Raw genomic sequence first — 13,275 nt, 5'->3', positions numbered from 1 at the left:
CGGCTGATCATCCGTGCGCGGGAGTTGCCTGCGCGAAGATCCAGCTAGGGTGCAGGCATGAGCAGGGGACGGATCGGAGACTGGGCGATCGCCCTCGGCTTGGCGGCGATCCTTCTGGTCGCCGGGCTGTCGACGCACCGCTCCCCCACAAGTCTGGATCCGCTGGGCTACGCGCTGTTGATAACCAGCGGCCTGGCTCTGGCTGCGCGCCGCTGGGCTCCGGTCCCCGTGCTGACTGTGACCGGGTTGTGCGCGCTGGGTTACCAAGCCGTCGGTTTCGACGTCCCTGCCGTCGCGTTCCTGTTCGCGGTATATGCCGCCGTGCGGGCGGGACACCGCATGACCACGGTGGCGGCGGCGGTGGCCATGCTGGCCGCTCTCCCGCTCGCGGCCCTGGCCGCCCTGCACAACACGGGCGAGGCGTTCGCACAGGCCCGAGGCGCCCTCGAGCTGGCCTGGTTGATCGCGGCCGGTGCCGCGGGGGAAGCGCTGCGGCAGGCTGAGCGGCGGGCCGAGGAAGCCGAGCACACCAAGGAGGAGACCGCGCGGCGCCGCGCCGACGAGGAGCGGCTGCATATCGCGCGGGAGCTGCATGATTCGCTCACCCACCAGATCTCGGTCATCAAGGTGCAGTCCGAGGCTGCCGTCCACGTGGCAGGCAAGCGGGGCGAAGAGGTGCCCGAGGCCCTGCTGGCGATCCGGGAGGCCGGACGTGAGGCGGCCCGGGAACTGCGAGCGACCCTGGAGGCGCTGCGCGACGACGGCAAGAACCCGCCGCAAGGGCTCGCCCACGTTCCGGACCTGGTGGCACGGGCCCGCACGACCGGCCTGGACGCCACGCTGACGATCGAAGGACAACACCAGGACGTGCCGGCCGCGGTGGACCGGACCATCTACCGAATCGTTCAGGAGTCGCTGACCAACGTCGCCAGGCACGCCGCCGCCGCGACTGCGTCGGTCCGGATCGATTATCGCCCTGACGCTCTGGTCATCCGGGTCGACGACGACGGCAAGGCCACCCCGGACACCGCGTCGGTGCCCGGCGTCGGGCTGCTCGGAATGGGTGAACGAGTCACCGCCCTCGGCGGTCGCCTGCGGGCGGCACCACGCAGCGAAGGCGGCTTCTCCGTACATGCCGAACTGCCCGTGGACCGAACGCCATGATCCGTGTCCTGCTGGTCGACGACCAGCCGCTCATTCGCAGCGGATTCCGCGCGCTCCTCGACCTCGAGGACGACATCGAGGTCGTGGCCGAGGCCGCCGACGGGAGCGAGGGCCTGGCGCTGGCCAGGGAACACCTGCCCGACATCGCGCTCATCGACATTCAGATGCCGGTCATCGACGGCATCGAGGCGACGCGGCGCATCGCCGCGGACCCCACTCTGGCCGGGGTGCACGTCGTCATCCTGACCAACTACGGCTTGGACGAATACGTCTTCCACGCGCTGCGTGCCGGCGCGGCCGGATTCCTTGTCAAGGACATCCAGCCGGAAGACTTTCTCCACTCCGTCCGCGTCGCCGCCCGCGGCGACGCCCTGCTCGCACCGTCGATCACCCGCAGGCTGATCAACCGGTACGTCACCCAGCCGCTCGACATCGGCATCGGCGCGGTGCTGAAAGAACTGACCAACCGCGAACGCGAGGCCGTAGCCCTGGTTGCGCACGGCCTGTCCAACGACCAGATCGCCGACCACATGGTGATCAGCCCGCTGACCGCGAAAACCCACATCAACCGAGCCATGACCAAGCTGCAGGCCCGCGACCGCGCCCAACTCGTGGTCCTCGCCTACGAATCCGGCCTGGTAGCCCCACGCAACTCCTGACATGCACAGTCTGCCTGCCTGAGCAGGTCTCGAGGTTGTTTCCGAGGTCGTCGTTTCAGCGTCATCGTTTCAGCCATGAGTCCCGAGCAGATCGAGTAGCGGTTGATCCGGGACCGTGCGGAACCCGTCAGCCGGCCAGGCAGCTCGGGCCGAGCAGCGCCTTGAGGTCGCCCATCAGCGCTGATGACGGCGAAACACGCAGGCTCTCATCGAGTTTCCACAGCGTGGTCTTGTCTCGGGCGCCGACATGTCGGACGTGGACATCTGAGGTGCCGGGGTGCCTGCACAAGACCCGCTTGAGTTCGCCGATCTTGTCCGGTGTGCACATCCGAGTGGTGACGGTGACCGCGAGCGGCTTGGCGACGCCGATCGCCGACAGGTCGGGGACGGCGAGATCGTTGGCGATCAACGAGATCCGATCGTCGCGGACCGAGACGCGGGCCTTCACCAGCACCACCGCGTCCTCGACCACGTCCATGCCGTACACCGAGTAGGACTGCGGGAAGAACAGCACCTCGATGCCACCGGTGAGGTCTTCCAGCTGCGCGGACGCCCAGGCCAAGCCGTTCTTGTTGATACGACGGTTCACCGAGGCGAGGATGCCGCCGATGGTCACCTGGGTGCCGTCCTTGACGTCGCCTTGCAGAATGGCGGGGATCTGCGTATCCGCCTGTGCCGCGAGCACATGCTCGATGCCGTTGAGCGGATGCCCGGACACGTACAGCCCGAGCATCTCCCGCTCCAGCGCGAGCCGGTGCTTGGATTCCCACTCCTCGTCGGGCACCTTCACGTTGAACACCGAGGTGACCGACTCGTCCGCGTCCAGACCGCCGAACAGGTCGAACTGACCGATCGCCTCGGCCTTCTTGGTTGCCATGACGGCGTCGATGGCGTCGGAGTGGATCAGCAGCAGGCCCTTGCGCGGGTGCCCGAGCGAGTCGAAACCGCCCGCCTTGATGAGAGATTCGGTGACCTTCTTGCTCGCCGCGATCGCGTCGATCTTGTTCAGGTAGTCGGAGAAGTCGGTGAACTTCGACTTCTCCTTGCGCGCCTGGATGATCGAGGCAACGACGTTCGCACCGACATTGCGCACCGCGCCGAGGCCGAAGCGGATGTCTTTGCCGACGGAGGCGAAGTTCTGCTCGGACTCGTTGACGTCCGGCGGCAGCACGGTGATGCCGAGGCGGCGGCAGTCCGAGAGGTAGACCGCGGCCTTGTCCTTGTCGTCACCGACGGAGGTCAGCAGGCCCGCCATGTATTCAGCCGGGTAGTTGGCCTTGAGATAGGCGGTCCAGAACGAGACGAGGCCGTAGCCCGCGGCGTGCGACTTGTTGAACGCGTAGCCGGCGAACGGGAGGATGGTGTCCCACAGCGCCTTCACCGCGCCCTCGGAGAATCCGTTCGCGGTCATGCCCTCGTGGAAACCCTTGTACTCGGCTTCGAGGACCTCGAGCTTCTTCTTACCCATCGCCTTGCGCAGCGCGTCGGCCTTGCCCATGGAGTAGGAGGCGACCTTCTGCGCGATGAACATGATCTGCTCTTGATAGACGATCAGACCGTAGGTCTCGGCGAGGATGTCTTTGAGCGGCTCCTCCAGCTCCGGATGGATCGGTTTGATCGGCTGACGCTCGTTCTTGCGGTCGGCGTAGTCGTTGTGCGCGTTCATGCCCATCGGGCCGGGACGGTACAGCGCGAGCACGGCGACGATGTCGTTGAAGCCGGTGGGCTGCATGCGGCGCAGCAGATCGCGCATGGGGCCACCGTCGAGCTGGAAGACGCCGAGAGTGTCACCGCGGGAAAGTAGTTCGTAGGTGGCCGGATCGTCCAGCGGCAGGTTGTCCATGTCGAGATCGATGCCGCGGTTGGCCTTGATGTTGTCCAGCGCGTCGCCGATCACGGTGAGGTTGCGCAGGCCGAGGAAGTCCATCTTCAGCAGGCCGATGGCCTCGCAGGACGGGTAGTCCCAGCCGGTGATGATCGCCCCGTCCTGCGGCCGCTTCCACACCGGGATGGCGTCCATCAGCGGCTCGGAGGACATGATCACCGCGCAGGCGTGCACGCCCGCGTTGCGGATCAGACCCTCCAGCCCGCGCGCGGTCTCGTAGATCTTGGCGACATCCGGATTGTTGCCGATGAGCTCGCGGACCTCGGCGGCTTCCTTGTACCGCTCGTGGTCGGGGTCCATGATGCCCGAGAGCGGAATGTCCTTGGCCATGATCGGCGGTGGCAGCGCCTTGGAAATCTGGTCGGCGATGGCGAACCCGGGCTGGCCGAACTGGACGCGCGCGGAGTCCTTGATCGCGGCCTTGGTTTTAATCGTGCCGAACGTGATCACCTGGGCAACCCGGTCCGTGCCCCACTTCTCGGTGGCGTAACGGACCATCTCACCGCGACGGCGATCGTCGAAGTCGATATCGATATCCGGCGCGGACGGGCGCTCCGGATTCAGGAACCGCTCGAACAGCAGGCCGTGCGGCAGCGGATCGATATTGGTGATGCCCAGCGCGTACGCCACCAGGGAGCCGGCCGCCGAACCACGGCCGGGGCCGACCCGAATGCCTACCTCCTTCGCGTGCGCGACGAGGTCCCCCACGACGAGGAAGTAGGCCGGGAAGCCTTTTTGCTTGATGACGTCGAGCTCGAAATAGGCGCGGCTGTAGTACTCCTCGGGCACCCCGTCGGGGAAGCGACGCGCCAAGCCGCGGTCGACCTCTTTGCGCAGCCAGGAATCCTGGTCCTCCCCCTCGGGCACGGGAAACACCGGCATGCGGTCCTTGAAGGCCCACACGTCGTCGTAGGACTGGACCCGCTCACCGATAAGCACCGTGCTGTCGCACGCGCCGGGCACCTCGGCGTCCCAGAGCGCGCGCATCTCCTCGGCGGACTTGAGGTAGTAGCCGTCACCGTCGAACTTGAACCGGGTCGGGTCGGAGAGCGTTTTGCCGGTCTGCACACACAGCAGCGCCTCGTGGTTGCTGGACTGATCCTTGGTGACATAGTGGCAGTCGTTCGTGGCCAGCGGCCGGATGCCGAGCTGCTTGCCGATGTTCAGCAATCCCTCGCGAACCCGGCGCTCGATGGACAGCCCGTGGTCCATCACCTCGAGGAAGAAGTTGTCCTTGCCGAAGATCTCCTGCCACTTGGCCGCGGCCTCCAGCGCCTCACGGTCGTGGCCGAGGCGAAGGCGGGTCTGCACCTCGCCGGACGGGCAACCCGTCGTCGCGATGATGCCCTCGGCGTACTGGGCGATGATCTCCTCGTCCATGCGCGCCCACTTGCCGAGCTGGCCCTCGATGGAGGCCAGGGAGGACAGTGTGAACAGGTTGCGCAGGCCGGTCGCGGTCTCGGCGACCATCGTCATGTGGGTGTAGGCGCCCGAACCCGAGACGTCATCGCCCTTCTGGCTGGGGTCACCCCACTGCACTCGCTTGGTGTCGAAGCGGGAGCCCGGCGCGATGTAGGCCTCGATGCCGATGATCGGTTTGACGTCGTGCTTCTTGGCGGAGTTGTAGAACTCCGACGCCCCGTACATGTTGCCGTGGTCGGTCATTCCGACCGCGGTCATGCCCAACCGTTTCGCCTCGGTGAACAGCGGGGATATCTTGGCCGCGCCATCGAGCATGGAGTACTCGGTGTGGTTGTGCAGGTGAACGAACGATCCGGACGAGGCGGCCAAGACGGTCCTTCCTCCCAAGGTCTCGACGGGGGTTGGCTGGACCGATTCTAGGGGTCGCCACCGACGGGTTCGTCCAGGCTCGCGGTCGCATCGCAGGCGCCCGGCGTGTCGGTGGTGAAGATCACCGGCGCGTCCTGCCGACTCGCCGTTTAAGCGGCTGATTTCCGCGAATGTCGGGTTGTCCGGGCGTCTTGCGCCGGAGGAATGTCCGGCCGGGCCGATCGTTGTCGAGCACGGCACCTGCACGTCGACCACACCGGTCGGCAGCAGTCCGCGCGGATCGCTGGGAGTTCCGGCGGACCCGGCCATGGTCGTGGCACGACTGTAGGCTCGGTATCCCTCCCCGACGACGGTATCGGGTGCGTCGTACGGGGATGGACGCATGGCATGACAGACACTGATGTCCCCAAACTTGTGGAGGTGTCCATGAATTCGACGAAAGCGCTGTTCACCGTTTCCGCCACGGCCTTCGCGGCCCTGCTCGCGGCGGCCGCGCCCGCCGCGGCGGCCCCGGAGGGCAAGTTCGCCACCATCTACACCCTCGCCCAGGGACCGTGCGTGGGGCAGGTCGACGCCTCGGTCAACGGCAACGCCTACCCGAACCAAGCGGCGTTCACTGTGAGCTCGACGCTGATCGGCGTCGGGCCGTGCAGCCTGCCGATCACGCTGAACTGGCGAAACGTCGACACCGGTGCCGCGGGCGTGTTCGCGGTGACTGCGCAGGGGCCGGGATACTGGGGCAACAGCGGGCACTCCGCGCTGTTCGCGCCCGGCTCCGGCCGGTTCACCGCGTCCGTCACCATCGGCGCGGTGCATGTGCCCGAGGTGGGCCCGATCGAGTTCACCGTGCCGGCCTACCAGGGCTGACCCACTCCATACCGAACCGCGTCCGCGGCGTCGGCGGGGTCCGGGTTCCGCCGCCGCTTCGTGCGGCGGAACCCGACCCCACGCCGCGCACGGGTCCGCTACCGCGATAATCGGCGCATGGACCGCCGCCAGTGCCCGCGATGACCACCGCGCTCGCCGCCGTAGTCGCCGCAGCGCTGATCACCGGTGCGCTGCTGATCGGGCTGCGCACCCGCCGGATGGTGACGACGCCCGCCGAGCGGGCGGTGCATTCGGCGCTGCACACCGCGTCACTCGCTGCGATCCCGCTGCGGCGCGGGCTCACGAGGGAATCGGCGCGCGAGGCTGCGCCGCATCTACGCGCACTCACCGGCGCCGAGGCACTCGCCATGGCCGACGCCGACGGCACGCTGCTGGCCTGGGAAGGACCGCACGCCGAGCTGGCGGAGTACTTCACCGAAGCCGCCGAGCGGGCCGTCGCCGGTGAACGGCCGGCGCTCATAGCCGGGCCCGGGCTCGGCGAGCACGCCGGACGCACCCTGATTACGCAGCCGCTGCTGATCGAGTCCACCGGGGTGGCCGGGGTGCTCGGCGTGGTGACCAGCGGACAACCCGGTCCCGGCTGGCTCGGTGCGGTCGCCGAGGTGGCGCGGTATGCCTGCGGCCAGCTCGAATTGGCCGAGCTGGACGCCTCGCGGGCCCGACTCGACCGCGCGGAGGTGCGCGCGCTGCGCGCCCAGATCAGCCCGCATTTCATCTACAACGCGCTGAACACCATCGCCTCATTTGTCCGCACCGACCCGGCGCGGGCCCGGGAGCTGATCCTCGAGTTCGCCGACTTCACCAGGTACTCCTTCCGCGCCGCGGGCGAATTCACCGTGCTGGCCGACGAACTGCGCAATATCGAGCGATACCTGGCACTCGAGCGGGCCCGCTTCGGCGACGCACTCCAGGTGCGCCTGCGGATCGCGCCGGAGGTGCTCGGCGTCGTCCTGCCCTTCCTCGCGCTGCAGCCGCTGGTGGAGAACGCGGTGCGGCATGGGCTGGCCGGCACGACGCAGGGCGGCGGCACCGTCAGCATCGTCGCTGCCGACGCCGGCACCGACTGCGTGATCAGCGTCGAGGACGATGGCGTCGGCATGGACCCGGACCTGCTGCGTTCCGGTGCGCTCGACGCCGAAACGGAGGCGGCAGGGTCCGGCGAGTCCGCGCACGTCGGGCTCGCCAACGTCGACGACCGGCTGCGCGCGGCGTTCGGCGACGACTACGGCCTGGTCGTCGAAACCGCGCCCGGTGCAGGCACGAAGGTCAGCCTCCGCGTCCCCAAATTCCGCGCGGGCATCCGCGCATGAGTCCGGCACGCTCCCGGGAGCGGCGGATCGTGGCATTGATACCCGATCCATGGCCGGAAACCCAGCGCATACGATGGACCGATTGTGACCCGCGCGACCGGAAACTCGACGGGCGCGCTGCGCGTGCTCGCCGTGGACGACGAGAAACCCGCTCTGGACGAGCTGGTGTATCTGCTGCGCGCGCGAGCCGAGATCGGCGAAATCCGCGCGGCGGGCGACGCGACGAGCGCGCTGCGGGTGCTGCGTGCGCATCCGGTCGACGCCGTGTTCCTGGACATCAATATGCCCGGGCTCGACGGTATGGAGCTGGCCGGGATCCTGTCGGAGTTCGCGAATCCGCCCGCGGTGGTGTTCGTGACCGCGCACGACGACCGTGCTATCGCGGCGTTCGACCTCGGCGCCGTGGACTATCTGCTCAAGCCGCTGCGCGAGGCGCGGCTCGCGGCAGCGGTACGGCGGATCGCCGTGACGCGCAGCGCGTCGCACCACCCCACCGGGGAAGCGCAGGCCGATCCGAGCGAGGTCGTTCCCGTCGAGCTGGGCGGGCTGACCACGCTGGTGCCGCGCTCGACCGTGAGCTGGGTGGAGGCGGATGGGGACTACGCGCGGCTGCACACCAGCGGCGGCTCCCATCTGGTGCGGATCCCGTTGTCGGCGTTGGAATCCCGATGGCAGAACGCGGGGTTTCTCCGGGTGCACCGGTCGTACCTGGTTGCGCTGCGGCTGGTGACCGGGCTGCGCACGGTCGGCAGCGGAACCGTCGTGTGCCTGCGTGCCGAGGGCAACGCGGTGGCGGTCGAATTGCCGGTCAGCCGCAGGCAGGTGCGTGAGTTGAAACAGCGGCTGGTGCACGACCCCCGGCAACGGTGGGGCAACCAGTGACCGGGCCGCAGCGTCCGGCGCGGCAGCGAGTAGTGCTGTCGCAGCGACGCGGAGCGCGGCGAGTGCGTACCCGGGTGGAGGTGGCCGAACAGACCGGGATCGGCGAAGCGCTCATCGGTGGTCTGATCCGCGCACAGCTCGGGCTGGCACTGCGGCTGGGCTTGGTGCCGGTCGCCGTGTTGTGCGCGCTACCGGTGCTGTTCGAGATCGGCCCGGTCGGATCGGTGGTGGTGTTGGGGGTGCGGTTGCCGTGGCTGCTGCTCGGCGGCGCTGTGTACCCGCTGCTGTTTCTGATCGGCCGGTCGTATGTGCGCCAAGCCGAGCGCAACGAGCAGGATTTCCTCGAGCTGGCCGAGGATTGACATGCGCTACCGAACCGTCCGCATGCCGCCGACGCGAACCACCGGATACCTCCGCAGTCTCGCCGGCACGGAATCTGCTTGGATCGACGACTCCGTTTCGGCGCGGGCCGCGTTGCGCCGGGCTTCGGCGTGACCGCCGGGCCCGCCCCCGTGCTGACGGTGGCCGCATTGGTACTCGCGGCGCTGGCCACGGTCGCGATCGGCGCGTACGGAGTACGCCTCGCGCGCACCACCTCCGACTTCCTGGTCGCGTCGCGCAGCGTGGGACCGCGCTGGAACGCCGCCGCCATTTCCGGCGAATACCTGTCGGCTGCTTCGTTCCTCGGTGTCGCCGGGTTGATCGCGAAGTACGGCGCGGACGCGCTGTGGTACCCGGTGGGCTTCACCGCCGGATATCTCGCGCTGCTGTTGTTCGTCGCGGCCCCGCTGCGGCGCTCGGGCGCGTACACGGTGCCCGACTTCGCCGAATTTCGATTGGGCTCACTGCGCTTGCGCAGGCTGGCCGCGACCGTTGTCGTGCTGGTGTGCGCGGTGTATCTGATCCCGCAGTTCCAGGGGGCGGGATTGACGCTGCACTTTTTGCTCGGCGTCCCGGATTGGGTGGGCGCGGCAGCGGTAGGCGGAATCGTGATCGCGAACGTGGTCGGGGGCGGGATGCGGTCGATCACGCTGGTCCAGGCTTTCCAGTACTGGTTGAAGCTCACCGCGGTGGCGATTCCGGCGCTGGTGCTGCTCGGGCACTTCCTTGTCGAGGACCGTGCGCTCGGCGCGCCCGCTCCCCCCGTGATGGCCGAACGCACCGTGGTCGACGTGACCACCGACGTGGTGGTGCAGGTCGGTGCGCCGCAGCAGGTTTCGATCTCGGGTACCTTCGACGGCCGCACGGTCGACGGCCCCGTCCAACTGACGACGGGTGCGCATGAGCTGGCGGCGGGCACTCGGCTGGTACTGGAAGCGGGTGCAGCGGTACCGGTCGTCGCGGGCGCTCCCGCGGACGGCGCGGGCTGGCTGGCGCCGGGCGGTGGCTTCGGCGCGCCGCATCCGACCTACCAGGTGTACTCACTGATCCTCGCCACTTTTCTCGGCACCATGGGGCTGCCGCATGTACTGGTGCGCTTCTACACCAACCCCGACGGAAGGGCTGCCCGCGCGACAGCGCTCGCGGTGATCGGCCTGGTCGGGCTGTTCTACCTGTTTCCGGTGCTGCTCGGCGTCTTCGCGCGGCTGTACGTGCCGCAGCTTCTGATCACCGGGACCTCCGACGCCGCGGTGGTGTTGCTGCCGGGGTCGGTGCTCGGCGGGCTGCCGGGACAACTGCTCGCGGCGCTGGTGGCGGCAGGTGCGATCGCCGCGTTCCTGTCCACCTCCTCGGGACTGCTGGTGAGCATCGCGGGTGTGCTCAGCACCGACATGCTGCGCGGTCGGATTCGCGACTTCCGCGCCGCGGCGCTGGTCGCCGGCGCGGTGCCGCTCGCGCTGTCGCTGACGGTCGTCTCGTTGGATCTGTCACGCACCGTGGGCTTGGCGTTCGCGGTGGCCGCATCGACACTGTGCCCGCTGCTGGTGCTCGGTATCTGGTGGCGCGGATTGACCGCGACGGGCGCGGCCGCCGGTCTCGGCACGGGTGGACTCGCGGCGGGCGCGGCGACCGTCGTCTCGGTCACTGGCGGACTGTCGGACGAGGTGGCGGGCGGATGGCCCGCGGCGATGCTCGGCTACCCTGCGGCGATCAGCGTTCCTGCGGCGTTCGCCACCATGGTGCTGGTCAGCAAGTTCACCCGCGGGCTCGGCAGCAGAAGCGTCGGCCACATCTTCGTCCGGATGCACGCGCCGGAGCGCCTGGGAATGGGCGCCGACCGCGAGCGCGGCCTGCGCTCCGACTGACCGACCGCGGCGCCTTTTCCAGGTTCCCTGCCGAACACGACCCGCGCTAGAACCGTTCGTCGCGCCGTATCGACCGCTCACCGCAGATTCAGCCACCTTCATGGAGTGACTCACACCACATATTCCGATCTATGGGCGTTGCTGGCTACCGTCCTGAAGACGTAAGCCATGTCACACGCTAGGACCATCATGACCAGTATCAATCTCGACAACACCGCCAAGCGGCGGGCGCCTGGCGCAGCAGCCTTCGCCGAAGTCCAGGCCGGTCCCCAGTTCCAAGAACTGCGAACACGGCTGCGCCGCTTCGTGTTTCCGATGACCGCGCTCTTCCTGGTCTGGTACCTCGGCTACGTGCTGCTCGGCGCCTACGCACACGACCTGATGTCCCGCGCGGTAGTCGGCGACATCAACGTCGGATTGTTGCTCGGGCTCGGCCAATTCGTGTCCACCTTTGCCATCACCGCGCTGTACGTCCGATTCGCCAATCGGGAACTGGATCCGCGCGCGGCCGCCATCCGTGGCTACCTCGAGGGGGATCGGGCGTGAACACCGTGCACATCTACGCGGCGGCGGCGACGGTCGGCAACCCGGTCGCCAATATCGCCATCTTCGCCGCCTTCGTCGCGATCACCATGGTCGTGGTGATCCGGGCCAGCCGCAACAACGCCACCGCCGCCGACTACTTCACCGGAGGGCGCGGCTTCTCCGGACCGCAGAACGGCATTGCCATCGCGGGCGACTACCTTTCGGCCGCAAGCTTTCTCGGCATCGCGGGCGCCATCGCGGTCTACGGCTACGACGGCTTCCTCTACTCCATCGGTTTCCTGGTCGCATGGCTGGTCGCTCTGTTGCTCGTCGCCGAGATGCTCAGGAACACCGGCAAATTCACCATGGCCGACGTGCTGAGCTTCCGGCTGAAGGAAGGGCCGGTGCGCACCGCCGCCGCACTGTCCACGCTCGCGGTATCGCTGTTCTATCTACTCGCGCAGATGGCGGGCGCGGGCGGACTGGTCGCGCTGCTGCTGGACATCTCCGACAAGACCGGGCAATCCATCGTGATCGCCGCAGTCGGCCTTCTGATGATCGTGTACGTGCTGGTCGGCGGCATGAAAGGCACCACATGGGTGCAGATCATCAAGGCGGTGCTGTTGATCGTCGGCGCGGCGCTGATGACGGTGATGGTGTTCGCCAAGTTCGGTTTCAACTTCTCGGACATCCTCGGCTCCGCACAGGCCGCGGTGTCCGGCTCGACGAACAAGGGCGTCGCCGCCCGCGACGTACTCGCACCGGGAGCGCAGTACGGCGGCAGCGAGACCTCGAAGCTGAACTTCGTCTCGCTCGGGCTGGCGCTGGTGCTGGGCACGGCGGGCCTGCCGCACGTGCTGATGCGGTTCTACACCGTGCCCACCGCCAAGGAGGCGCGCCGGTCAGTAGTGTGGGCGATCGCACTGATCGGCGCGTTCTACCTGTTCACCCTGGTGCTCGGCTACGGAGCGGCCGCGATCGTCGGCCCGGATCGTATCCTGGCCGCCGCGGGCGGGCAGAATTCGGCGGCGCCGCTGCTGGCGTTCGAACTCGGCGGCGTCGTGCTGCTCGGCGTGATCTCCGCGGTCGCCTTCGCCACCATCCTCGCGGTGGTCGCGGGCCTGACCATCACCGCGTCGGCGTCGTTCGCGCACGACATCTATGCCAACGTGATCAAGCGAGGCAAAGCCGGTGAGCGCGAACAGGTTCGGGTCTCACGGATCACGGCCGTGGTGATCGGCGTGCTGGCCATCGCCCTCGGCATCCTCGCCAACGGGCAGAACGTGGCCTTCCTGGTGGCGCTCGCTTTCGCGGTCGCCGCGTCCGCGAATCTGCCGACCATTCTGTACTCGCTGTTCTGGCGGCGGTTCAACACCAGCGGCGCGCTCTGGAGCATGTATGGCGGTCTCTTCTCCACCATCGTGCTGATCGTGTTCTCCCCCGCGGTCTCCGGCACCAAGTCCTCGATGCTGCCCGGGTCGGATTTCGACTGGTTCCCGCTGTCGAACCCGGGAATCGTCTCCATCCCGCTGGCGTTCGCGCTCGGCATCGTCGGGACTTTCGTCGGAGGCAGGTCCGAAGACTCGGACAAGGCCGCCGAGATGGAGGTTCGCTCGCTCACCGGCGTGGGCGCCGAGAAGGCGGTGGTGCATTGATCGCTGCCTGATATTCCTGTCCCCCTTGCTTTTTCGTTAGGAGATTCGTGTGACCCGCGCTACCACCGATGACCGCGACACTGCCCCTGCCGCGTACCCGCCCAGCGCGGACTTCGCCGCCGACGCGAACGCCGACGCGACGTCGTACGACCGGGCGCAAGCCGATCGGCTGGACTTCTGGGGTGAGCAGGCTGATCGGCTGCAGTGGCATCGACCGTTCGACCGGGTACTGGACTGGAGTGCCGCGCCGGTGGCGAAATGGTTCGTCGG

Annotated in this window: 11 protein-coding genes; 10 read left to right on the top strand and 1 reads right to left on the bottom strand. The window is 68.1% G+C overall.

Going from position 1 to position 13,275, the window contains the following annotated elements:
* Positions 1-57 precede the first annotated feature (57 nt).
* On the top strand, positions 58-1,164 hold the full coding sequence (locus AB0H00_RS20885) for a histidine kinase (RefSeq protein ID WP_357268457.1): 1,107 nt from the start codon (positions 58-60) through the stop codon (positions 1,162-1,164).
* On the top strand, positions 1,161-1,823 hold the full coding sequence (locus AB0H00_RS20880; RefSeq protein WP_357268456.1) for a response regulator transcription factor: 663 nt from the start codon (positions 1,161-1,163) through the stop codon (positions 1,821-1,823). The genes AB0H00_RS20885 and AB0H00_RS20880 overlap by 4 nt, the downstream gene beginning before the upstream one ends.
* A gap of 127 nt (positions 1,824-1,950) precedes the next feature.
* On the opposite strand, the gene dnaE is transcribed toward AB0H00_RS20880, so the two are convergent.
* The gene (gene dnaE, locus AB0H00_RS20875) at positions 1,951-5,499 is read right to left on the bottom strand and encodes a DNA polymerase III subunit alpha (RefSeq protein ID WP_357268455.1); all 3,549 of its coding nucleotides are present in this window, start codon (positions 5,497-5,499) and stop codon (positions 1,951-1,953) included.
* Positions 5,500-5,886: 387 nt separating this feature from the next.
* On the opposite strand from dnaE, the gene AB0H00_RS20870 reads away from it, so the two are divergent.
* The 8 genes from AB0H00_RS20870 to AB0H00_RS20835 form a co-directional block, all read left to right on the top strand.
* Positions 5,887-6,366 (top strand): hypothetical protein, encoded by a 480-nt coding sequence (locus AB0H00_RS20870; RefSeq protein ID WP_357268454.1) that lies wholly within the window; start codon positions 5,887-5,889, stop codon positions 6,364-6,366.
* A gap of 140 nt (positions 6,367-6,506) precedes the next feature.
* The gene (locus AB0H00_RS20865; RefSeq protein ID WP_357268453.1) at positions 6,507-7,697 is read left to right on the top strand and encodes a histidine kinase; all 1,191 of its coding nucleotides are present in this window, start codon (positions 6,507-6,509) and stop codon (positions 7,695-7,697) included.
* Between the two features lie 84 nt (positions 7,698-7,781).
* Entirely contained in the window at positions 7,782-8,579 is a 798-nt protein-coding gene (locus AB0H00_RS20860; protein ID WP_357268451.1) for a LytTR family DNA-binding domain-containing protein, read from the top strand.
* On the top strand, positions 8,576-8,941 hold the full coding sequence (locus AB0H00_RS20855) for a hypothetical protein (RefSeq protein ID WP_357268449.1): 366 nt from the start codon (positions 8,576-8,578) through the stop codon (positions 8,939-8,941). The genes AB0H00_RS20860 and AB0H00_RS20855 overlap by 4 nt, the downstream gene beginning before the upstream one ends.
* Positions 8,942-9,070: 129 nt before the next feature.
* Complete coding sequence (locus AB0H00_RS20850; protein ID WP_357268763.1) at positions 9,071-10,825, top strand: cation acetate symporter; 1,755 nt, start codon at positions 9,071-9,073, stop codon at positions 10,823-10,825.
* 189 nt (positions 10,826-11,014) lie between these two features.
* Positions 11,015-11,371 (top strand): DUF485 domain-containing protein, encoded by a 357-nt coding sequence (locus tag AB0H00_RS20845; RefSeq protein ID WP_357268447.1) that lies wholly within the window; start codon positions 11,015-11,017, stop codon positions 11,369-11,371.
* Positions 11,368-13,005 (top strand): cation acetate symporter, encoded by a 1,638-nt coding sequence (locus AB0H00_RS20840; protein ID WP_357268445.1) that lies wholly within the window; start codon positions 11,368-11,370, stop codon positions 13,003-13,005. The genes AB0H00_RS20845 and AB0H00_RS20840 overlap by 4 nt, the downstream gene beginning before the upstream one ends.
* A 49-nt stretch (positions 13,006-13,054) precedes the next feature.
* Positions 13,055-13,275, top strand: a 221-nt coding sequence (locus AB0H00_RS20835) for an acetyl-coenzyme A synthetase N-terminal domain-containing protein (RefSeq protein WP_357268443.1), incomplete at its 3' end; no start/stop codon positions are given.

It is taken from the genome of Nocardia sp. NPDC023852 (assembly GCF_040639505.1).
In the GTDB taxonomy this organism is placed as follows: domain Bacteria; phylum Actinomycetota; class Actinomycetes; order Mycobacteriales; family Mycobacteriaceae; genus Nocardia.
This window is presented reverse-complemented; position numbering and strand designations above follow the sequence as displayed.

Coding starts and splice junctions, on each gene's coding strand:
- AB0H00_RS20885 (WP_357268457.1), top strand. CDS start 58: ATGAGCAGGGGACGGATCGGAGACTGGGCGATCGCCCTCGGCTTGGCG.
- AB0H00_RS20880 (WP_357268456.1), top strand. CDS start 1,161: ATGATCCGTGTCCTGCTGGTCGACGACCAGCCGCTCATTCGCAGCGGA.
- AB0H00_RS20870 (WP_357268454.1), top strand. CDS start 5,887: ATGACAGACACTGATGTCCCCAAACTTGTGGAGGTGTCCATGAATTCG.
- AB0H00_RS20865 (WP_357268453.1), top strand. CDS start 6,507: ATGACCACCGCGCTCGCCGCCGTAGTCGCCGCAGCGCTGATCACCGGT.
- AB0H00_RS20845 (WP_357268447.1), top strand. CDS start 11,015: ATGACCAGTATCAATCTCGACAACACCGCCAAGCGGCGGGCGCCTGGC.